We start from the raw sequence: 20,617 nt of genomic DNA, 5'->3' as shown, positions 1-20,617 counted from the left end.
TTGAAAGGAGAATAAGTACATGGCAAATAAACGTGAATTTCCGTTAGATAAAACACGTAATATCGGTATCATGGCCCACATCGATGCCGGTAAAACCACTACTACTGAACGTATTTTGTACTATACTGGTAAAATCCACAAGATTGGTGAAACCCATGATGGTGCTTCACAAATGGACTGGATGGAACAAGAACAAGAACGTGGTATCACTATCACATCTGCTGCCACAACCGCTCAATGGAAGGGTAACAGAATCAACATCATCGACACCCCAGGACACGTTGACTTCACGATTGAAGTTGAGCGTTCGCTCCGTGTACTTGATGGCGCAATCACTGTGCTTGATGCACAATCAGGTGTTGAACCCCAAACTGAAAACGTTTGGCGTCAAGCAACTACTTATAGTGTTCCTCGTCTTGTTTTCGTTAACAAGATGGATAAGATTGGTGCAAACTTTGACTATTCGGTGGGGACTCTCCACGAACGTCTGATGGCTAACGCACATGCTATCCAAATGCCTATCGGTGCTGAAGATCAATTCGAAGGTGTCATTGACCTAATTGAGATGGTTGCTGATATCTACGATGAAGATGAATTAGGTTCAAAATGGGATACTGTTGAAGTTCCCGAGCAGTACCTTGAGGAAGCAAAGAAGCGTCGTTCTGAGCTGGTTGAAGCTGTTGCTGACGTTGACGATGACCTGATGGAAAAATATCTGGAAGGTGAAGAAATCACTATTCCTGAACTGAAAGCCGCAATTCGTCGTGCTACTCTTGCTTTGAAGTTCTTCCCAGTTCTTGCGGGTTCTGCCTTCAAGAATAAGGGTGTACAAATGTTGATGGATGCGGTTATTGACTACCTACCATCACCACTTGATGTTAAGCCTTACCATGCAAAGGATCCTAAGACGGAAGAAGAAGAAGATCTGATGGCTGGCGACGATAAGCCATTCGCAGCTCTTGCCTTCAAGATTGCAACTGACCCATTCGTTGGTCGTTTAACATTTATCCGTGTCTACACTGGTACGCTTGAAGCTGGTTCATATGTGATGAACGTTTCAAAGAACAACCGTGAACGTGTAGGACGTCTGCTCCAAATGCACTCAAATCACCGTCAAGAGATTCCTGAAGTTTTCTCTGGTGATATCGCAGCTGCAATTGGTTTGAAGAACACGACAACTGGTGACTCATTGACTGATGTCGATCATCCGTTGATTCTGGAATCACTTGAAATTCCTGACCCAGTTATCCAAGTTTCAATCGAGCCTAACTCAAAAGAAGACCGTGATAAGCTCGATGTTGCCATCCAAAAGCTTGCTGAAGAAGATCCAACTTTCAAGGCAGAAACTAACCCTGAGACAGGTGAAACTCTGATTGCCGGAATGGGTGAATTACATCTGGACATCATGGTTGACCGGATGAAACGTGAATTTAAGGTTGATGCCAAAGTTGGTGCACCTCAAGTTGCCTACCGTGAAACATTTACTAAGCCTGCACAAGCACAAGGTAAGTTCGTGCGTCAATCAGGTGGTAAAGGTCAATATGGTGACGTTTGGATTGAATTCACACCAAATGAAGAAGGAAAAGGTTTCGAGTTTGAGAATGCCATCGTTGGTGGTGTTGTTCCTCGTGAATATATTCCTTCTGTAGAGCAAGGTCTGAAGGAATCAATGGATAATGGTGTTCTTGCCGGATATCCATTAATTGACGTTAAGGCTAAGCTATACGATGGTAGTTACCATGAAGTCGATTCATCAGAAGCTGCCTTTAAGGTTGCCGCTTCTATTGCATTGAAGAATGCTGCTAAGAAGGCTGGTGCCGTAATCCTCGAACCAATCATGAAGGTGGAAGTTGTTGCCCCTGAAGAATATCTTGGTGATGTTATGGGTCAAGTAACTGCACGTCGTGGTCGTGTTGAGGGTATGGAAGCACGTGGTAATGCGCAAATCGTTAACTCATTTGTGCCTCTATCAGAGATGTTTGGCTACGCAACAACATTGCGTTCAGCAACTCAAGGACGTGGTACTTTCACAATGGTCTTTGATCATTACGAACCAGTTCCTAAGTCTATCCAAGAAGATATCATTAAGAAAAATGGCGGCAAACCTGCCGAAGATTAATTGATAATCTCGAACAGTCTATAAATTAGAAATCATCCTACTTAGGTAGGGTGATTTTTTTATTCACAAAAGTGTTGCCTATTTAATCATAAAATCCGTATAATTGTCCTATAAATTTGTCTTGGTTTTGGCGCTTAATGATGATTCTAATTATCCGACTATAACGAGAACTCATATAGGTAGTGGATTAAATGGACCGACTATTAATGATTTGGCTGGTATAAATCACCTTTATTAGAATGGAGAACAAAAGTATGTTTAAAAGAAGAAATATCTTTATAAGTGTTTCGGTAATATTTACCCTTGGTGCACTAACACTTTTTTATGGGACCCCAAATAACACTTCGATTCAAGCTTCTCCCGAACACACTGGTGTAAAACAAGCGACACAGACGAAATTTAGTTATCACGAGCAAGTCAATATTGACAGCGAATTGTTGCAGTCAAATATCCCACATAATTTCCAAGAATTAATTGAATCTGGCGAATTGGCATTTGTTGGTAAGGTTAAGGCGCTTGAAGACAAACCCTACCTCGGAGTGACAACAGCAGCCTACACTATGGCTACAATCAATGTTACTCAGGTGTTGAATGGCGACCAATCATTCATTAATTGAGATATTAAAATTTTATTTGCAGGTGGAAATATCAAGAAAAGTGATCTCTTCAAAAGTATTGCAGATAAAGATGGTTTAACTAAGGAAGAAAAGAAAGAACTAAAAATAAATGTACTTGTCACGGCCAAGTATTCATATTCACCACTCCCTAAGATGGGTAAAACCTACGCAATAGTCGCATCAAGGGCACCACGGGGCGCTAATAATATTGATGAAGAATATTATATGTCAGTTTACGCTGGTAGTAGTATCTTCGAACAAAATAGTAGTGGTAAATTTAAGCGGGAAAAAATGCCAAAATCGCATGGTGACGGCCAAGGTCATTCAACCAATGCACCGTCTATTCTTGAAGATAACTCTGCGGAGGAACAGATGACTAATTTGGTAGCTGAAAAATAAAAATTAACCAAACTAATTGGATATCAAACAGGTTCTCCGCGAATGCTTGGTCAAAGACCAAGTTTTTTTGTTGAAAAAGGGCAAAAAGTCTTGTAAATTCGGCTCAAATGCATTATTATATTACAAGTGTTGATTTTACCGAGGGGTGAACTATGCCCTAGTAAGCCGGCACAACGACAAAGCGTTGACGCGAGAGATTGCGGCACACCAGGATGCATTGCCACGCAGGTGTCCGGTAACTTTCGTCGAGCAAGTTATCTTTTAAAAAGAAACGAAGGAGGTTTTCAAATGGCAAGTCAAAAGATTCGTATCAGATTAAAGTCTTACGAACATGGTATTCTCGATCAATCTGCAGCTAAGATTGTGGAAACAGCAAAAAGAACTGGTGCTGAAATTTCAGGTCCAATTCCTTTGCCAACAGAACGGACACTTTACACGGTGCTTCGCTCACCACATAAGCACAAAGATTCTCGTGAACAATTTGAAATGCGCACTCACAAACGTCTTATCGACATCGTGAACCCAACACCTAAAACTGTTGATTCATTGATGAAGTTAGACTTACCAAGTGGTGTTGACATCGAGATCAAATTATAATTTTCAAATAAAAAATGGAGGTACATCATGACCAAAGGAATCTTAGGCAAAAAAGTTGGTATGACGCAAATCTTCACTGAGGACGGTACATTGGTACCTGTAACTGTTGTTGAAGCTACACCAAACGTAGTTCTTCAAGTTAAGACAGTTGAGAGCGACGGCTACGAAGCTGTTCAACTCGGTTACCAAGACGTCCGTGAAGTTCGTCAAACAAAACCAGCTAAGGGACATGCTGCTAAAGCAAACACTACACCTAAGCGCTTCGTTCGAGAAATTCGTAATGTTGAGCTTAGTGAATATGAAGTAGGCTCAGAAGTTACGGTTGACACATTTAAGGAAGGTGACGTAATCGACGTTACTGGTACTACAAAGGGTCATGGTTTCCAAGGTAACATCAAGCGTTGGGGACAATCACGTGGACCTGAAACCCACGGTTCAAGATATCACAGAATCCCAGGTTCAATGGGTGCTGTTATCAACCGTGTGTTCAAGGGTAAGAGATTGCCGGGCCGTATGGGTGGCAAACGCGTGACTATCCAAAACCTTAGTGTTGTTAAGGTAGTTGCCGATAAAAACGTAATTTTGGTTTCTGGTAATGTTCCAGGAGCAAAGAACTCATTAATCACAATCAGATCAGCTGTTAAAGCTGCTAAATAGGAAGGAGGACTACAATGGCTAGTATTAAAGTTTTAGATCAATTAGGTAAAGAAGCTGGCGAAATGACATTGAACGATGATGTTTTCGGTGTTGAGCCAAATGAAAATGTCTTGTTTGATGCAGTAATCATGCAAAGAGCTTCCCTTCGCCAAGGTACACATGCTGTGAAGAACAGATCTGCTGTACGTGGTGGTGGCCGTAAGCCTTGGAGACAAAAAGGTACAGGTCGTGCCCGCCAAGGTTCTATCCGTTCACCTCAATGGCGCGGTGGTGGTATCGTCTTTGGACCAACTCCAAGATCATACAGCTACAAGTTACCAAAGAAGGTCCGTCGTTTAGCTATCAAGTCAGCTCTTTCACAAAAAGTGCTTGACGAAAGTTTAATCGTCTTAAACAAATTAGCATTCGAAAGTCCAAAAACTAAGGAATTTTCAGCAGTATTGAACAACTTAAATGTTGACACAAAGACACTTGTTATCGTCGAAGACGACAACATGAACGCTGCTTTATCAGGTCGTAACTTAGCTAACACTAAGGTATTACCAGCAAAAGGCTTAAACGTTTTAGATGTTGTCAACTATGACAAGTTAATCATCACTCAAGATGCTGTTAAACAAATTGAGGAGGTATTAGCATAATGAATGCACGTGATATCATTTTAAAGCCAGTAATCACTGAAGATTCAATGAATCTGATGGAAGATGGCAAATACACTTTCGACGTTCATACCGATGCCGATAAGACTCAAGTTAAAAACGCAGTTCAAGAAATTTTTGACGTCAAGGTTAAATCAGTTAACATCATGAACGTTCGCGGTAAGAAGAAGCGCGTTGGTCAACACGTTGGCTTAACTCGTCGCCGTAGAAAAGCTATTGTTACTCTAACTAGCGATTCTAAACAAATTAAAATCTTTGAAGATTAATAAATAATAGGAGGTAAATCAATTGGCTATTATTAAATATAAGCCAACGACCAACGGTCGACGGAATATGACTGCATCTGATTTCGCTGAAATTACAGCAACAAAGCCTGAGAAGACTTTGCTTGAATCAGAAAGCAAAACAGCGGGTAGAAATGCCCACGGTCATATCACTGTTAGACATCGTGGTGGTGGCCATAAGCAAAAGTATCGTGTAATCGACTTCAAGCGTAACAAAGACGATGTTAAAGCAGTCGTTAAGACGATTGAATACGATCCAAATAGAACAGCAAATATTGCTTTGCTACACTACACTGATGGTGTAAAGACTTACATCCTGGCCCCTAAGGGCCTTGAAGTAGGACAAGTTCTTGAATCTGGTGCAAACGCTGATATCAAGGTAGGTAACGCATTACCACTTGCAAATATCCCCGTTGGTACAACAATTCACAACATCGAAATGAAACCTGGTAAGGGTGCTCAATTGATTAGATCTGCTGGTACTTCAGCTCAAGTTCTTGGTCATGAGGAGAAATACACACTTATCCGTTTGAATTCCGGTGAAGTTCGGATGATTTTATCTGCAGCCCGTGCAACAATCGGTGCCGTTGGTAACGAACAACACGAATTAATTAAGATTGGTAAAGCTGGCCGTACTCGCTGGATGGGCGTTCGTCCAACAGTTCGTGGTTCTGTCATGAACCCTAACGATCACCCACATGGTGGTGGTGAAGGTAAAGCACCAATCGGTCGTCCATCTCCTATGTCACCATGGGGTAAGAAGACGATGGGTGTTAAGACTCGCGATAAGAAGGCTAAGTCAGAAAGACTCGTTATTCGTCATCGTAAGGGTAAATAATAGTTAACTAAAGGAGGTCCAAATAAATGAGCCGTAGTATTAAAAAAGGTCCATTTGCAGATGCGCATCTTTTGAAGAAGATCGATGCTCAAGCTGATCAAGAAAAGAAGCAAGTTATTAAGACATGGTCTCGTCGTTCAACTATTTTCCCTTCATTTGTAGGTTTTACAATAGCTGTTTACGATGGCAGAAAACATGTTCCAGTATTTATTTCTGAAGATATGGTTGGTCATAAACTTGGCGAATTCGTGCCAACAAGAACCTTCCGTGGTCATTCAGGCAACGACAAAAAGACAACAGGTAAGTAGAAAGGAGAAACAATCTGATGGCAGATCAAATTACATCAGCTAAAGCTGAAGGTAGAACGATTCGCATCGCAGCCCGTAAGGCCCGCCTAGTTGTGGACTTAATTCGTGGCAAGAGCGTTGCAGAAGCATTCGCAATTCTTGAGTTTACTCCAAGAGCAGCATCTCCAATTGTTGAAAAAGTTTTGAAATCAGCAGTTGCTAACGCAGAACACAATTACGATTTAGAGTCTGCAAACCTTTATGTATCTGAAGCATACGTCAACGAAGGACCAACTCTTAAGAGATTCCGTCCACGTGCCAAAGGAATGGCTTCTCCAATCAACAAGAGAACTAGCCATGTCGTAGTCGTAGTTTCAGAAAAGGAATAGGAGGGTTATTCAATGGGTCAGAAAATTAACCCAATTGGTTTCCGTGTCGGAGTAATCCGCGATTGGGAAGCTAAATGGTATGCTGACAAGGATTATGCTGATAACTTAATTGAAGATATCAAAGTAAGAAAGTATATCGAAACTAAGTTGGCAGAAGCTTCAGTATCACAAGTAGAAATTGAACGTGCTGCAAATAAAATCAACGTTTCTATCCACACCGCTAAGCCTGGTATGGTTATTGGTAAAGGTGGATCAGAAGTTGAAAGTTTGAGAAAAGAACTTAACAACTTAACTAACAAACAAATTCACGTAAACATCGTGGAAGTTAAACAACCCGATCTTGATGCTAAATTGGTGGGTGAAGGTATCGCCCGTCAACTAGAAGCTCGTATTGCTTTTAGACGTGCACAAAGACAAGCAACTACACGTACTATGCGTGCGGGAGCAAAGGGTATCAAAACACAAATCTCAGGTCGTTTAAACGGTGCTGACATTGCGCGTAAGGAATGGCATACAGAAGGTACAGTTCCTCTTCACACTTTGAGAGCTGATATCGACTATGCTTGGGTTGAAGCAAGAACCACTTATGGCCAACTTGGTATTAAAGTTTGGATCTACCGTGGTGAAGTTTTACCTGCACGTAAGAATGTTGCAGCAAGTACTGATCAGAAAAAGAGCGTGAAAGGAGGAAACTAATCATGTTAGTTCCTAAACGTGTAAAACACCGTCGTGAGTTCCGTGGTAAGATGCGCGGAGCTGCCAAAGGCGGTAAGAATGTTGATTTCGGTCAATATGGGTTAGAAGCATTAGAATCTCATTGGATTACTAACAGACAAATCGAGGCAGCTCGTGTTGCTATGACGCGTTATATGAAACGTGGTGGTAAAGTTTGGATTAGAATCTTCCCACATAAGTCATACACTGCTAAGGGTGTTGGTGTTCGTATGGGTTCTGGTAAAGGTGCACCAGCAGGTTGGGTAGCACCAGTTAAAAGAGAAAAGATCTTATTCGAAATTGGTGGCGTTTCTGAAGAAGTCGCACGTGAAGCATTAAGACTTGCATCACACAAATTGCCAATCAAGACTAAGTTTGTAAAACGCGAGGAAGTAGGTGGCGATTCTAATGAAGGCTAATGAAATCAAAGATTTAACCACTGCGCAAATGTTGGACAAAGAAAAGCAATACAAAGAAGAACTCTTTAACTTGCGTTTTCAACAAGCTACTGGTCAATTGGAAAATACCGCTCGCTTGAAACAAGTTCGTAAAAATATTGCCAGAATCAAAACTGTTCTACGTGAACAAGAATTGAATAAATAGAAATGGAAGGGAGTCATTAACTTGAGCGAAGCTACTGAAAGAAATAGTCGTCACGTCTATCAAGGTCGTGTTGTATCAGACAAGATGGACAAAACAATTACTGTTGTTGTTGAGACTTACAAGACACATCCTGTCTACAAGAAGCGTGTTAAATATTCTAAGAAATATTACGCACACGACGAAAGCAACGAAGCAAAAGTTGGAGATATTGTTCGCATTATGGAAACCCGACCATTATCTCGTTCAAAACGTTTCCGTTTGACAGAAATCGTTGAAAAGGCAGTTATTATTTAGTTTTTGAATAAGAGCGAAGGGAGGAACACATTGTGATACAACAAGAAAGTCGTTTGAAGATTGCCGATAACTCTGGCGCTCGTGAAATCTTGACTATCAAAGTACTTGGTGGTTCAGGTCGCAAGGTTGCGAATATCGGTGATGTCATCGTTGCTACTGTTAAACAAGCAACACCAGGTGGCGTTGTCAAAAAGGGTGACGTTGTTAAGGCTGTTATCGTTAGAACAAAGTCAGGTGCGCGCCGCGAAGACGGATCTTATATCAAATTTGATGAAAATGCTGCAGTACTGATTAATGCAGATAAGAGTCCTCGAGGAACACGTATTTTTGGACCTGTCGCACGTGAATTACGTGAGCATGATTTTATGAAGATCGTATCTCTTGCTCCTGAAGTATTATAAAAACATTTATTACAGGGAGGTGCACTGATGTTTGTTAAAACAGGTGACAAAGTTAAAGTTATTGCCGGTAAAGACAAAGGTAAAGAAGGCACGATTTTAAGTGTCAATAAGAAGAATAATAAAGTGGTTGTTGAAGGCATCAATTTGGTCAAGAAGCATCAAAAGCCTTCACAGACCAACCCAAATGGCGGAATCAACGACCAAGAAGCAGCAATCGATGCTTCAAATGTAATGTTGATTGATCCAGAAACTAACCAACCAACTAGAATCAGTCATGAAGTGATTGATGGCAAAAAAGTTCGTGTTGCTAAAAAATCTGGCAAGGCTATTGATAAATAAGGAAGGGAGGACAACAAGTGACTAATCGCTTAAAAGAAAGATATACTGCTGAAATCGTTCCATCATTGATGAAGAAGTTCGAATATTCTTCAATCATGCAAGCACCTAAGATTGAAAAAATCGTGTTGAATATGGGTGTTGGTGACGCAGTTTCAAATGCTAAGAATCTTGACGAAGCCGTTGAAGAGTTAACTCTGATTTCGGGCCAAAAGCCAATGATTACGAAAGCTAAGAAATCTATCGCTGGATTCCGTTTACGTGAAGGTATGTCAATTGGTACTAAGGTTACACTACGTGGTGAACGTATGTATGACTTCTTAGACAAATTGATTAGTGTTTCTCTTCCTCGTGTGCGTGATTTCCACGGTATCAGCGCAAAAGCTTTTGATGGTCGTGGTAACTACACTCTCGGTGTAAGAGAACAATTGATTTTCCCAGAAGTTGATTATGACAAGGTAAACCGCGTTCGTGGTTTGGACATTGTTATCGTTACGACTGCTAACACTGACGAAGAAGCACGTGAGCTTCTGACTCAAGTTGGTATGCCATTCGCAAAATAATTGGAGGAAATTTAATTGGCTAAGACATCACAAATTGTAAAAAACCACCGTCCAGCTAAATTCTCGACGCAAGCATACACAAGATGTGAGAGATGTGGTCGTCCACACTCTGTATATCGTAAATTCAAGTTATGCCGTATTTGCTTGAAAGAATTGGCACACAAAGGACAAATTCCAGGTCTTAAAAAGGCAAGCTGGTAATATTAATACTTGAAGAAAAGGAGGCATTGGCTCTATGGTCATGACAGATCCAATCGCAGATTACTTAACAAGAATCAGAAATGCTAACATGGCAAGACATGATTCCGTTATGATTCCTGCATCAAACATCAAGAAGTCTATCTCTGAAATCCTGAAACAAGAAGGATTTATCCGTGATTACGAAGTTTCAGAAGACAATAAGCAAGGAATGATCAAGGTCTTCCTGAAATATGGTCGTGAAAACGAACGTGTTATCACTGGTTTAAAGAGAATATCAAAACCAGGACTTAGAAGTTACGTTCCAGCTGATAATGTGCCAAAGGTATTGAACGGTCTTGGGATTGCAATTATCTCAACATCTAATGGCGTTATTACTGACAAAGAAGCAAGACAAAAAAATGTTGGTGGCGAAGTGCTCGCCTACGTTTGGTAATATCTAAATCATCAAAGAAAGGGGCAAAATAATGAGTCGTATTGGTTATAAATTAATTGAAGTTCCTGCAGCTGTTACAATCACCAAGAATGGTGACGATGTGACTGTTAAGGGACCTAAAGGCGAATTGACTAGACATTTTGATCCTAAAATTACGTTTGAAGAAAAAGATGGTCAAGTTCGTTTCGAACGTTCATCTGAATCTGACAAGGCTTTACATGGTACTATGAGAGCAAACCTTGAAAGTATGGTTGTTGGTGTTACCGATGGTTACACCAAGACACTTAACCTAGTTGGTGTTGGTTACCGTGCCCAATTACAAGGTAAGAAGTTAGTTCTTGCCGTTGGTTACTCACATCCTGTTGAATTCGATGCTCCTGAGGGTATTGAAATTCAGGTACCATCTAATACTGAAATCGTAATTTCAGGTATCAGCAAACAAGTTGTTGGTCAATTTGCAGCTGAAATTAGAGATGTTCGTCCACCAGAACCTTATAAAGGTAAAGGAATTCGTTACGCCGATGAAATCGTTCGTCGTAAGGAAGGTAAGACTGGTAAATAGTTAGTAAAATTTTATATGAGGTGAAATTGTGATTTCAAAACCAGATAAAAACAATGTACGTTTAAAACGTCATTCGCGTATTCGTAATAAAATTTCTGGTACTGCTGAGCGCCCACGCTTGAGTATTTTCCGTTCGAATAAAAACATCTACGCTCAATTAATTGATGACGTAGCGGGTGTAACGCTAGCAAGTGCCTCAAGTCTTGATAAGTCTGTTAGCTCAGACGCTACCAAGGTTGAACAAGCAGAAGCAGTTGGTAAATTAATTGCTGAAGCTGGTAAAAAGAAAAATATCACATCAATCGTTTTTGACAGAAGTGGTTACTTATACCACGGCCGTATTCAAGTTCTAGCTGATGCAGCCCGCGAAAACGGATTAGAATTCTAAGAGGGAGGTAAAGTTAATGACAACTCATATCGATCCAAACACACTTGAGTTAGAGGACCAATTGGTTGGTATCAACCGTGTTACTAAAGTTGTTAAAGGTGGACGTCGTCTAAGATTTGCCGCAATCGTCATTGTTGGTGATAAGGCTGGCCACGTTGGCTTTGGTACAGGTAAAGCTCAAGAAGTTCCAGAAGCTATTCGCAAGGCTGTTGAAGATGCTAAAAAGAACTTAATCGAAGTTCCAACTGTTGGCTCAACTATTCCTCATGAAACTGTTGGCCGTTATGGTGCAGGTCGGATTATGTTGAAACCTGCTGAAGAAGGTTCTGGTGTTGCAGCTGGTGGTCCAGTGCGTATCGTGATGGACCTTGCAGGTGTTGCCGATGTTACAAGTAAGTCACTTGGCTCAAATACACCTATTAATGTTATCCGCGCAACGATGGATGGCTTGAAGAGCTTGAATACTAGAGAAGATCTTGTAGCCCTTCGTGGTGCCGATGCTAAGAGTTTACAAAACTAGGAGGAAGAGTAGATGGCTAAATTAAAAGTTACTTTAATCAGAAGCGCTGCTCATCGTCTTCCAGCTCAAAGAACTATTGTTAAAGAGCTTGGTTTGAACCGTGTAAATAGTAGCGTCGTAAAACCCGATAATGCAGCTATTCGTGGCGCATTACTCAAGATTGCGCACTTAATTAGTGTTGAAGAAGTTAAAGATTAATCAAAATAATAAATAAGGAGGTGCGGTTTAATGAAACTTCATGAATTGAAGCCTGCTGAGGGATCACGTAGTGATCGTAAGCGAGTAGGTCGTGGAACTTCATCTGGTACAGGTAAAACTGCTGGTCGTGGTCAAAAGGGCCAACTTGCAAGATCAGGTGGTAAAACACGTCTTGGTTTTGAAGGTGGTCAAATGCCATTATTCAGAAGAATGCCAAAACGTGGTTTCAAGAATATTAACCGTAAAGAATATGCAGTAGTTAGCTTGGCTGACTTAAACAGATTTGAAGAAGGTACTGAAGTTACACCTGCTTTATTAGTTGAAAGTGGATTAGTTAAGAAAGAATTAGCTGGTGTAAAGCTTTTAGCTAACGGTGAGCTTTCTGTTAAGTTGACTGTGAAGGTTAACAAGGTATCAGAGGCTGCCAAAAAGGCAGTTGAAGCAGCTGGTGGAACTATCGAGGTGATCTAATGTTCTCAACGTTGAAGAACGCATTTGCGGATAAAGAGATTAGAAAGAAGATTTTTTTCACTTTATTCATTCTGTTTCTTTATCGGATTGGATCAAATATCACAGTGCCTGGGATTAACGCTGGTGCAATTAGTAAAGTTGCAGAGGTTGGGCTGATTCCAATCCTCGACACCGTTAGTGGTGGCGGGTTGGCTAACTATTCAATCTTTGCACTCGGTGTTTCGCCGTACATTACCGCACAAATCGTTATTCAACTTTTGCAGATGGACATCGTGCCACGATTAGTTGAATGGGGGAAACAAGGTGAGGTTGGCCGGCGTAAGACAAACCAAGTAACTAGATATCTTTCACTCGTTGTGGCGTTTATCCAAAGTATTGGGATTACATTAGGTTTCAATGCTTTGACAAGTGCTGGGCTGGTGAAAGAGCAAACGGTGACCTCATATATTCAGATCGGTATCATTATGACCGCCGGAACCATGTTACTGACTTGGTTAGGTGATCAAATTACTGATAAGGGTCTGGGAAATGGCGTTTCCATGCTGATTTTTGCCGGGATCATCGCTCGTCTACCAAGTGGCTTATATGCACTGATTAAGGAGTACATCATCAACGCGTCAGCTAGTGATCGTACTACTGGAATCATCTTTATCGTTGCTGTCGTTGTAGCTGTCTTATTAGTTACAACTTTCGTCACTTACGTTCAGCAGGCTAATAGAAAGATTCCGATTCAGTATACTAGAAGAGCCGCGGTTAGCGGTTCAGAAAGTTATCTGCCCTTAAAGGTAAACGTTGCTGGTGTTATTCCAGTTATCTTTGCTAGTTCTTTCATTGTGACACCCGCTACGGTTCTGGTTGCTTTCCAATCAAGTTACAGTGATGCAACTTGGTACAAGGTTTTATCAGAAATCTTTAGTTTACAAACGACAACTGGTGCATTGATTTATACATTTTTGATTATCCTCTTTACCTTCTTCTATGCCTTCGTTCAGGTGAATCCCGAAAAGTTGGCGGAGAATTTACAAAAGCAGGGAGCATATATCCCTAGTGTTTGGCCAGGTAAAGAAACCGAAAAATATGTTTCCAGCCTTTTGATGAAGCTGTCAACTGTTGGTGCTGTGTTCCTTGGCCTAGTTGCCTTGCTACCTCAACTTGCATCAAACATCTGGGGTCTACCACAGTCAATTGGCTTGGGTGGAACTAGCTTGTTGATCGTAATCGGGGTTGCTTTAGAAATTTCACGCCAAATCGATGGTTTGTTAATGAAACAAGAGTACGTTGGATTTATTAGATAGGAGCTTATAAAAAATGTTAAACATTATTCTATTAGGTTTACCTGGTGCTGGCAAAGGCACAGCCTCAGCACCGATTATCGATAAATATCACGTGGCTCACATTTCAACAGGGGATATGTTTAGAGAGGCAATGGCCGAAGAAACACCTGTGGGCTTGGAAGCAAAGAAGTATATGGATGCTGGAGATTTAGTTCCTGACGAAGTCACAGCTAAGTTGGTTGAAGAAAGATTACAGAAGTCGGACGTTCTAAATGGCTTTATCCTCGATGGATTTCCACGGACAACTGTCCAGGCTGAGCTACTAGATCAAATTACAGAACGCTTGAATAAGCCTTTGTCTAAAGTGATTAGTATCGACGTGCCAGAAGACATTCTGGTTGAGCGCCTCTCGGCACGCTACATTTGTAAGAATTGTGGTGCGACTTATAACAAGATTTCTAATCCAACAAAAGTTGCGGGAGTATGTGATCGTTGCGGCGGTAAAGAATTTTACCAAAGAGAAGATGACAAACCCGAAGTAGTCAAGAACAGACTTAAAGTTAATAAAGAAATGAACACACCGTTAATTGACTTCTATGATGCCAAAGGTCTGTTGACTCATGTCAACGGTAACCAAGCACCTGAGAAGGTCTTTGCGGACATCGAGGCAGCCTTGGCTGACTAATATTGGTGGCTTGTTCTTTTCAAATTTAACTAAAAAGTGCTATAATTCTCAGGTATGACGTATTTGAATTTTTTTGGAGGGTCACTTTGGCTAAAGAAGATGTCATTGAAGTTGAGGGTAAGGTAATTGATACCTTACCTAATGCTATGTTTAAAGTTGAATTAGAGAACGGAGCAACGATTTTGGCGCACGTGTCGGGTAAGATTCGGATGCATTACATCAAAATTTTACCAGGCGATCGTGTCACAGTTGAATTGTCTCCTTATGATTTAACAAAAGGTAGAATTACCTATCGTAATAAGTAAGATTCTGGAGGCAAAATAATGAAAGTTAGACCATCAGTTAAACCAATGTGTGAACATTGTAAAGTTATCAAAAGAAATGGCCGCGTTATGATTATTTGCTCTGCTAACGCTAAGCACAAACAACGCCAAGGCTAATACAAAAATAAAATAATGGAGGTGCAAAAATGGCTCGTATTGCTGGTGTCGATTTACCAAGAGAAAAGAGAATAGTTGTTGCTTTAACTTATATCTTTGGTATTGGTGATAATACTGCACAAAAAATCTTGAACGCTGCAGATGTATCTTTTGACGTTCGGACAAAAGATCTTACACCTGATCAAGAAGACAAGATTCGTGTCGAAGTTGATAAATACCGTGTTGAAGGTGACTTACGCCGTGAAGTTAGCTTGAACATCAAACGTCTGCAAGAAATCGGTTCATACCGTGGAATTCGCCATCGTCGTGGTTTACCTACACGTGGTCAAAACACTAAGAACAACGCTAGAACTCGTAAGGGTCCTAAGGTTTCTATCGCAGGTAAGAAAAAATAATAAGTAGGAGGGAACAAAATGGCTGTTAAAAAAGCATCACGCAAACGCCGTGTCAAGAAGCACATCGAAAAAGGTGTTGCTCATATCCATTCAACATTTAACAACACGTTGGTCATGATTACGGACGTTCAAGGTAACGCTATTTCTTGGTCAAGTGCTGGTGCACTTGGATTCAAGGGTAGCCGTAAGTCAACTCCATTTGCCGCACAGATGGCTGCAGAAGCAGCAACTAAGCAGGCTATGGAACATGGCATGAAGAATGTTGAAGTTTCCGTTAAGGGTCCAGGTTCTGGCCGTGAAGCTGCTATCAGAGCTTTACAAGCTACGGGTCTTGAAATTACTGCTATTCGTGACGTAACTCCGGTTCCTCACAATGGTTCAAGACCACCAAAACGTCGTCGTGTTTAGTTATCAATTTGTTTACTTAATAGCGAACAATACGTTTTGAAGGGGGCCCCAGTAATGATAGAATTTGAAAAACCAAGTATTACCGCTGTAGAACAAGATAAAAATTACGGCAGATTCGTAATTGAACCCTTGGAACGTGGTTATGGTACTACTTTAGGAAATTCACTTCGTCGTGTTTTACTAGCTTCTTTACCAGGAAGCGCAGTTAGTTATCTCCAAATTGATGGTGTTTTACATGAATTTTCAACAATTCCTGGTGTATTAGAAGACGTTACACAGATTATTTTGAATCTTAAGAAGCTTACCTTAAAGTCAATCGCGGCTGATGAAAAGTTAGCAGAAATCGATGTAGAAGGTCCCGCAACTGTTACTGCCGGCGATCTTAAAGTTGATGATGAAGTTCAAATTTTGAACCCTGATCAGTACATCGCTACGGTTGCTGAGGGAGCACATCTTCGGATGACTGTTGCCATTAAACAGGGTCGTGGGTATGTTCCAGCGGACCAGAATAAATCCGATGATATGCCGATTGGTGTTGTGCCAGTTGATTCACTATTTTCACCTATCGAAAAGGTTAACTACCAAGTCGAAGGAACCCGTGTTGGACGGAACAACGACTATGATAAGTTAACGATGGAAGTTTGGACGGATGGCTCTATTACACCTAACGATGCATTGAGTTTTGGTGCCAAGATTTTAACCGAACACCTAAACGTGTTTATGAATACAAATCTTGTAACTGAGTTCACTGATGTGATGGTGGAGAAGGAAGATACTAAGAAAGAGAAACAACTCGAGATGACTATCGAAGAGCTTGATCTTTCTGTTAGATCTTACAACTGCTTGAAACGCGCTGGTATTAACACAGTTCAAGAATTAACTGAGAAGTCCGAAGCAGACATGATGCGTGTTAGAAACCTTGGCCGCAAGTCGCTTGAAGAAGTTAAGAACAAGTTAACTGATCTTGGCTTAGGACTACGTGTAGACGATTAAAAAGATTGAATAAGGAGGGAAACTCATGGGATACCGTAAATTAGGTCGTAATTCATCTCAAAGAAACGCGATGTTGAGAGATTTGACTACTGATTTAATTATCAACGAACGCATTGTCACTACTGAAACTCGTGCTAAAGAGATTCGTAAGACTACCGAGAAGATGATTACACTTGGTAAACATGGTGACTTGCACTCTAGAAGACAAGCTGCAGCTTATGTTCGTAATGAAATTGCTGATATTCGCGAAGAGAAAGATGGTGTTGTGGTACAATCTGCACTCCAAAAACTTTTCAGTGAAATTGCACCTCGTTATGCAGAACGTAATGGTGGTTACACTAGAATGTATAAGATGGCTACACCACGCCGTGGTGACGCCGCACCTATGGTTATTATCGAGTTAGTTTAATCGATATTTGAATAATCAACCCTTAAAAATTCATTTCATAGAAGCGAGAATGAGCGTGATGATGTTGGCGTTTGCCTAGTCTAGCTTAGATAGTTAAACTATCCCTTCATGAATGATTTTTTTTTGCTCAAAAAACGGTACAATGTAATAAATGTGTTTAAAGGTGGTTGGCATGACGCAAAAGGACAATATTATTGAGGTACAAAACGTTACCTTCACTTATAATGAAGCTGAGAGACCAGCACTGCATGATGTATCTTTAAGTGTGCAAAGAGGCAGCTGGACCGCCATCATCGGTCATAATGGTAGTGGTAAGAGTACATTAGCACGTTTATTAAACGGTCTCCTCGTGCCGGATGACGAAAAGTCCAAAATTTATATTGACGGGATTGAGCTGACTGACGACACCGTCTGGCAGATTAGGAATGATATTGGAATTGTCTTTCAGAATCCTGATAATCAGTTCGTTGGAGCGACCGTCGAGGATGATGTCGCTTTTGGGATGGAGAACCGGGGCGTTTCCCGTGCAGAAATGCAGGAAGTGGTCCAACGAGTCGTGGCCGATGTCCGCATGACGGATTTCATTAAGTCCGAGCCGGCACGTTTATCCGGGGGACAGAAGCAGCGAGTGGCCATTGCCGGAATTATCGCCATTAAACCGAAGATTATTATTCTGGATGAATCGACCAGTATGCTTGATCCTGAGGGCAAGAAAGATGTCCTCGACCTAATTAGGCGGGTGAAGGAACAAAATGACCTCACGGTTGTTTCAATCACCCATGACATTGAGGAAGCGAGTGAGGCAGACGATATCATCATCTTGAATGATGGTGAAATAGTTCAAACTGGCACACCAAAAGAGATTTTTCAGCAAGTGGAATTGATTGATCGGATGGGCCTCGAGGTGCCATTCATCAACCAGCTAATTGCCCAGCTGCGGGCCAACGGCATCGATGTTCCGCTTGCAGTAACCAATGAAAGTGAGCTAACAGATTACCTGTGGAAATTAAATTCGAACATGTAGACTTCACCTATGCACCCAACACGCCGATGGCTAAGAAAGGGTTACAGGACGTAAGTTTCACACTCAAAGAGAACAGTTTTGTGGCCGTAATTGGTCATACCGGTAGCGGTAAATCCACCCTGCTACAGCATTTTAATGCGCTACTGAAGCCGACCGCCGGCACAATTAGAATTGCTGGTTTTGAAATCAATAAGGATACGACCAATAAGAGCCTGAAGGCCCTACGCAAACAAGTAGGCATGGTCTTTCAATTTCCTGAGAACCAATTATTCGAGGAGACGGTGCTGCGTGATATTGCCTTTGGTCCGAAAAACTTTGGTGTACTAGAGAAAGAGGCAATGCAACTTGCACAAACATGGCTAGAACGGGTTGGCCTATCAGAAGAGGTTGCAGAGCAGACACCGTTTGATCTGTCCGGTGGGCAGATGCGCCGCGTGGCGATTGCCGGTGTACTGGCGAGCGAACCGGACGTTTTGTTATTGGATGAACCCGCGGCTGGGCTGGATCCAAGGGGACGTTTCGAAATGATGAAAATTTTCACTGATTACCAAGCAGCGGGCCATACTGTTATCTTAATCACGCATAACATGGATGATGTGGCCTACTATGCTGACGATGTCCTGGTGCTAGAAAAGGGCGAGCTGCTGCTCCATGACACCCCAGAGCGTGTTTTTGCGGATCGCGATTGGTTGACAGCACATCACTTGGACGAGCCGACAGCCAGCAATTATGGCAGAGTATTGAGCAGGCGGGGTTTTGAGTTTAGCAAGAACCCGCTGACACTCACTAGTTTGACGCAACAGATTGTACAAAATCTCGATAAAGGATAGGCAGCAATGGATAAACTTATCTTAGGACGCTTTATCCCAGGTGATTCGATTGTTTACAAGATGGATCCCCGGGGTAAGTTGTTAGCAACATTCTTCTTCATTGGTATTATATTTCTCGCGAATAATTGGCTTACATACCTTATTGTCACGCTTTTTTCACTGGCGGCCGTTGTTGCGACGAGAATCTCACTCAAGGTATTCTGGCGTGGGGTGCGGCCGATGATTTGGTTAATCCTCTTTACAAGTGCACTGCAGGTCTTCTTTACTGCTGGCGGCCAAACCTACTATCACTGGGGGATCATTACAATTTCAGAATTTGGACTAATTAACGGCTTCTATATTTTCCTCCGGTTCGTCTTAATTATCTTGATTTCTACCGTATTGACGCTCACAACGCCACCGTTATCGATTGCTGATGCCATGGAATCTTTGTTGAAACCATTGAAGGTAATTCACTTTCCGGTCACCCAGATCGCACTAGTGATGTCCATTGCGCTCCGCTTCGTTCCGACGTTGATGGACGAGACGGTTAAAATCATGAATGCACAGCGTGCACGTGGTGTGGACTTCGGTGAGGGTAATCTTTTCAAACAGATGAAGTCGATCATTCCACTCTTAATTCCATTATTTGTGAATAGCTTAAAGATAGCTTTCGACCTGTCACAGGCGATGGAATCAAGAGGCTATCAAGGCGGCGACGGAAGGACAAAATACAGGATTCTCCAATGGCATTGGCTCGATTTAATCAATTTAGGCTACTTTGCGCTGATGACTGGCTTACTAATTATTTTTAGGACACATTAATGACAAGATATAAGATGACGATGGCTTATGACGGCCATCTTTTTCATGGCTTCCAGAAGCAGATAAAAGATCGCACGGTCCAAGAGACTGTCGAAAAAGCACTATTCAAAATGACGAAGGGGAAAGAAGTGGCTGTTCACGGCTCGGGCCGAACCGATGCAGGAGTACACGCAAAGGGACAAGTAATTCACTTTGATTACCCGGGAAATATTCCACCACAGAATATGATTAGGGCGCTAAATAGTATGATGCCACTCGATACCATCTTCTTGGCGGGGGCAATCGTCGATGCAAACTTTCACGCCCAGTTTGATACGATTGGTAAATGGTATCGTTATCGTGTTGACCTCGGGCGTTACACCGATCCCTTCAAGCGATTCTATACGGGTCATTATCCGTATCCTGTCGACATTGAACGCATTAAATTAGCTTTGCCCGCATTACTTGGAGAACACGATTTCACGAGTTTTGCAGCGAGCGGTGGTGTAATCAAGAACAAGGTACGGACGATTTATTATGCAAACGTCGAATATGATGAGGGACAAAATGAGTTCATCTTCGACTTTGTCGGAAATGGCTTCTTGTATAATATGGTACGGATTCTGGTTGCCACAGCGCTTGAAATAGGCAATGGTAGAAGACCAATTGATGATTTCAAGCGGTTAATTATGGTCCGTGATAGAAATGAGGCGAGAGCAACGGCACCAGCGAGTGGACTTTATCTGCAGGAAGTCTACTATGATGAAATTCCAGAGCAATTTCGGTTGAAATAAAATACGAATCAAGCCATGTCTACATGGCTTTTTTGACGCAACATATTGTTGCTTG

The 20,617-nt window shown here is 41.7% G+C and carries 36 protein-coding genes; all 36 read left to right on the top strand.

Annotated features, from left to right (window positions below; all coding sequences use genetic code 11):
- The first annotated feature begins 19 nt into the window (after window positions 1-19).
- The 36 genes from fusA (at window position 20) to truA (ending at window position 20,562) form a co-directional block, all read left to right on the top strand.
- Complete coding sequence (gene fusA, locus FC62_RS03250) at window positions 20-2,119, top strand: elongation factor G (protein ID WP_056946621.1); 2,100 nt, start codon at window positions 20-22, stop codon at window positions 2,117-2,119.
- A gap of 254 nt (window positions 2,120-2,373) precedes the next feature.
- Window positions 2,374-2,736, top strand: a complete 363-nt coding sequence (locus tag FC62_RS03245) for a hypothetical protein (RefSeq protein ID WP_056946619.1) — start codon at window positions 2,374-2,376, stop codon at window positions 2,734-2,736.
- Between the two features lie 225 nt (window positions 2,737-2,961).
- Entirely contained in the window at window positions 2,962-3,135 is a 174-nt protein-coding gene (locus FC62_RS08100; protein WP_156849155.1) for a hypothetical protein, read from the top strand.
- Between the two features lie 288 nt (window positions 3,136-3,423).
- Window positions 3,424-3,732 carry a 30S ribosomal protein S10 gene (gene rpsJ, locus FC62_RS03240; protein ID WP_054745333.1) on the top strand — a complete coding sequence of 103 codons (309 nt, stop codon included), beginning with the start codon at window positions 3,424-3,426 and terminating at the stop codon, window positions 3,730-3,732.
- Window positions 3,733-3,759: 27 nt separating this feature from the next.
- Window positions 3,760-4,389 (top strand): 50S ribosomal protein L3, encoded by a 630-nt coding sequence (gene rplC, locus FC62_RS03235; protein ID WP_056946617.1) that lies wholly within the window; start codon window positions 3,760-3,762, stop codon window positions 4,387-4,389.
- A 14-nt stretch (window positions 4,390-4,403) separates the two neighbouring features.
- Entirely contained in the window at window positions 4,404-5,027 is a 624-nt protein-coding gene (gene rplD / locus FC62_RS03230) for a 50S ribosomal protein L4 (protein ID WP_056946615.1), read from the top strand.
- A complete protein-coding gene (rplW, locus tag FC62_RS03225) occupies window positions 5,027-5,311 on the top strand; it encodes a 50S ribosomal protein L23 (protein WP_054745336.1) in 285 nt (94 codons plus the stop codon). The genes rplD and rplW overlap by 1 nt, the downstream gene beginning before the upstream one ends.
- 22 nt (window positions 5,312-5,333) lie before the next feature.
- A complete protein-coding gene (rplB, locus tag FC62_RS03220) occupies window positions 5,334-6,167 on the top strand; it encodes a 50S ribosomal protein L2 (RefSeq protein WP_054745338.1) in 834 nt (277 codons plus the stop codon).
- A 26-nt stretch (window positions 6,168-6,193) separates the two neighbouring features.
- The gene (gene rpsS, locus FC62_RS03215) at window positions 6,194-6,475 is read left to right on the top strand and encodes a 30S ribosomal protein S19 (RefSeq protein ID WP_056946613.1); all 282 of its coding nucleotides are present in this window, start codon (window positions 6,194-6,196) and stop codon (window positions 6,473-6,475) included.
- A 17-nt stretch (window positions 6,476-6,492) separates the two neighbouring features.
- Window positions 6,493-6,843, top strand: a complete 351-nt coding sequence (rplV, locus tag FC62_RS03210; protein ID WP_054745343.1) for a 50S ribosomal protein L22 — start codon at window positions 6,493-6,495, stop codon at window positions 6,841-6,843.
- A gap of 12 nt (window positions 6,844-6,855) precedes the next feature.
- Window positions 6,856-7,539: a 30S ribosomal protein S3 gene (gene rpsC, locus FC62_RS03205; RefSeq protein ID WP_054745345.1), complete on the top strand. Its 684-nt coding sequence runs from the start codon at window positions 6,856-6,858 to the stop codon at window positions 7,537-7,539.
- A gap of 2 nt (window positions 7,540-7,541) precedes the next feature.
- Window positions 7,542-7,976 (top strand): 50S ribosomal protein L16, encoded by a 435-nt coding sequence (rplP, locus tag FC62_RS03200; RefSeq protein ID WP_054745347.1) that lies wholly within the window; start codon window positions 7,542-7,544, stop codon window positions 7,974-7,976.
- Window positions 7,966-8,160 carry a 50S ribosomal protein L29 gene (gene rpmC / locus FC62_RS03195; protein ID WP_054745349.1) on the top strand — a complete coding sequence of 65 codons (195 nt, stop codon included), beginning with the start codon at window positions 7,966-7,968 and terminating at the stop codon, window positions 8,158-8,160. Before rplP ends, rpmC begins: the two co-directional genes overlap by 11 nt.
- Window positions 8,161-8,181: 21 nt before the next feature.
- Complete coding sequence (gene rpsQ / locus FC62_RS03190; protein WP_075362785.1) at window positions 8,182-8,454, top strand: 30S ribosomal protein S17; 273 nt, start codon at window positions 8,182-8,184, stop codon at window positions 8,452-8,454.
- A gap of 32 nt (window positions 8,455-8,486) precedes the next feature.
- Complete coding sequence (gene rplN / locus FC62_RS03185) at window positions 8,487-8,855, top strand: 50S ribosomal protein L14 (RefSeq protein WP_054745350.1); 369 nt, start codon at window positions 8,487-8,489, stop codon at window positions 8,853-8,855.
- Between the two features lie 27 nt (window positions 8,856-8,882).
- Complete coding sequence (gene rplX / locus FC62_RS03180) at window positions 8,883-9,194, top strand: 50S ribosomal protein L24 (RefSeq protein WP_056946611.1); 312 nt, start codon at window positions 8,883-8,885, stop codon at window positions 9,192-9,194.
- Window positions 9,195-9,211: 17 nt separating this feature from the next.
- Entirely contained in the window at window positions 9,212-9,754 is a 543-nt protein-coding gene (gene rplE / locus FC62_RS03175; protein ID WP_075362784.1) for a 50S ribosomal protein L5, read from the top strand.
- A gap of 15 nt (window positions 9,755-9,769) precedes the next feature.
- Window positions 9,770-9,955, top strand: coding sequence for a type Z 30S ribosomal protein S14 (locus FC62_RS07955; protein WP_075362783.1), 186 nt, complete (start codon window positions 9,770-9,772; stop codon window positions 9,953-9,955).
- A gap of 34 nt (window positions 9,956-9,989) precedes the next feature.
- The gene (gene rpsH / locus FC62_RS03170; protein ID WP_054745352.1) at window positions 9,990-10,388 is read left to right on the top strand and encodes a 30S ribosomal protein S8; all 399 of its coding nucleotides are present in this window, start codon (window positions 9,990-9,992) and stop codon (window positions 10,386-10,388) included.
- A gap of 31 nt (window positions 10,389-10,419) precedes the next feature.
- A complete protein-coding gene (rplF, locus tag FC62_RS03165; RefSeq protein ID WP_054745353.1) occupies window positions 10,420-10,950 on the top strand; it encodes a 50S ribosomal protein L6 in 531 nt (176 codons plus the stop codon).
- Between the two features lie 28 nt (window positions 10,951-10,978).
- Window positions 10,979-11,338, top strand: a complete 360-nt coding sequence (rplR, locus tag FC62_RS03160) for a 50S ribosomal protein L18 (protein ID WP_054745355.1) — start codon at window positions 10,979-10,981, stop codon at window positions 11,336-11,338.
- Window positions 11,339-11,354: 16 nt separating this feature from the next.
- Complete coding sequence (rpsE, locus tag FC62_RS03155) at window positions 11,355-11,858, top strand: 30S ribosomal protein S5 (protein ID WP_054745357.1); 504 nt, start codon at window positions 11,355-11,357, stop codon at window positions 11,856-11,858.
- Window positions 11,859-11,870: 12 nt separating this feature from the next.
- On the top strand, window positions 11,871-12,056 hold the full coding sequence (gene rpmD / locus FC62_RS03150; protein WP_054745359.1) for a 50S ribosomal protein L30: 186 nt from the start codon (window positions 11,871-11,873) through the stop codon (window positions 12,054-12,056).
- A 30-nt stretch (window positions 12,057-12,086) separates the two neighbouring features.
- A complete protein-coding gene (gene rplO / locus FC62_RS03145; protein WP_054745361.1) occupies window positions 12,087-12,527 on the top strand; it encodes a 50S ribosomal protein L15 in 441 nt (146 codons plus the stop codon).
- On the top strand, window positions 12,527-13,822 hold the full coding sequence (gene secY, locus FC62_RS03140; protein WP_056946609.1) for a preprotein translocase subunit SecY: 1,296 nt from the start codon (window positions 12,527-12,529) through the stop codon (window positions 13,820-13,822). The genes rplO and secY overlap by 1 nt, the downstream gene beginning before the upstream one ends.
- A 13-nt stretch (window positions 13,823-13,835) precedes the next feature.
- The gene (locus tag FC62_RS03135) at window positions 13,836-14,486 is read left to right on the top strand and encodes an adenylate kinase (RefSeq protein WP_056946607.1); all 651 of its coding nucleotides are present in this window, start codon (window positions 13,836-13,838) and stop codon (window positions 14,484-14,486) included.
- 86 nt (window positions 14,487-14,572) lie between these two features.
- On the top strand, window positions 14,573-14,791 hold the full coding sequence (infA, locus tag FC62_RS03130; RefSeq protein ID WP_054745365.1) for a translation initiation factor IF-1: 219 nt from the start codon (window positions 14,573-14,575) through the stop codon (window positions 14,789-14,791).
- An 18-nt stretch (window positions 14,792-14,809) separates the two neighbouring features.
- Window positions 14,810-14,926, top strand: a complete 117-nt coding sequence (gene rpmJ / locus FC62_RS07950) for a 50S ribosomal protein L36 (protein ID WP_075362782.1) — start codon at window positions 14,810-14,812, stop codon at window positions 14,924-14,926.
- A gap of 29 nt (window positions 14,927-14,955) precedes the next feature.
- Entirely contained in the window at window positions 14,956-15,321 is a 366-nt protein-coding gene (gene rpsM, locus FC62_RS03125) for a 30S ribosomal protein S13 (protein ID WP_056946605.1), read from the top strand.
- An 18-nt stretch (window positions 15,322-15,339) separates the two neighbouring features.
- Window positions 15,340-15,729, top strand: coding sequence for a 30S ribosomal protein S11 (rpsK, locus tag FC62_RS03120; protein ID WP_056946602.1), 390 nt, complete (start codon window positions 15,340-15,342; stop codon window positions 15,727-15,729).
- 54 nt (window positions 15,730-15,783) lie between these two features.
- Window positions 15,784-16,722: a DNA-directed RNA polymerase subunit alpha gene (locus FC62_RS03115; protein WP_054745378.1), complete on the top strand. Its 939-nt coding sequence runs from the start codon at window positions 15,784-15,786 to the stop codon at window positions 16,720-16,722.
- 25 nt (window positions 16,723-16,747) lie between these two features.
- Window positions 16,748-17,131 carry a 50S ribosomal protein L17 gene (gene rplQ / locus FC62_RS03110; protein ID WP_056946601.1) on the top strand — a complete coding sequence of 128 codons (384 nt, stop codon included), beginning with the start codon at window positions 16,748-16,750 and terminating at the stop codon, window positions 17,129-17,131.
- A gap of 172 nt (window positions 17,132-17,303) precedes the next feature.
- Window positions 17,304-18,155: an energy-coupling factor ABC transporter ATP-binding protein gene (locus FC62_RS03105; RefSeq protein ID WP_054745380.1), complete on the top strand. Its 852-nt coding sequence runs from the start codon at window positions 17,304-17,306 to the stop codon at window positions 18,153-18,155.
- Window positions 18,131-18,985: an energy-coupling factor transporter ATPase gene (locus FC62_RS03100; RefSeq protein WP_054745382.1), complete on the top strand. Its 855-nt coding sequence runs from the start codon at window positions 18,131-18,133 to the stop codon at window positions 18,983-18,985. The genes FC62_RS03105 and FC62_RS03100 overlap by 25 nt, the downstream gene beginning before the upstream one ends.
- Window positions 18,986-18,991: 6 nt before the next feature.
- The gene (locus FC62_RS03095) at window positions 18,992-19,789 is read left to right on the top strand and encodes an energy-coupling factor transporter transmembrane component T family protein (RefSeq protein ID WP_056946599.1); all 798 of its coding nucleotides are present in this window, start codon (window positions 18,992-18,994) and stop codon (window positions 19,787-19,789) included.
- Window positions 19,789-20,562: a tRNA pseudouridine(38-40) synthase TruA gene (gene truA / locus FC62_RS03090; protein WP_054745384.1), complete on the top strand. Its 774-nt coding sequence runs from the start codon at window positions 19,789-19,791 to the stop codon at window positions 20,560-20,562. The genes FC62_RS03095 and truA overlap by 1 nt, the downstream gene beginning before the upstream one ends.
- Window positions 20,563-20,617 lie beyond the last annotated feature (55 nt).

Source organism: Amylolactobacillus amylotrophicus DSM 20534, assembly GCF_001434555.1.
Classification (GTDB): Bacteria; Bacillota; Bacilli; order Lactobacillales; family Lactobacillaceae; genus Amylolactobacillus; species Amylolactobacillus amylophilus.
The sequence above is the reverse complement of the archived record's forward strand: the minus strand, read 5'-3'. Positions and strand labels throughout refer to the sequence as shown.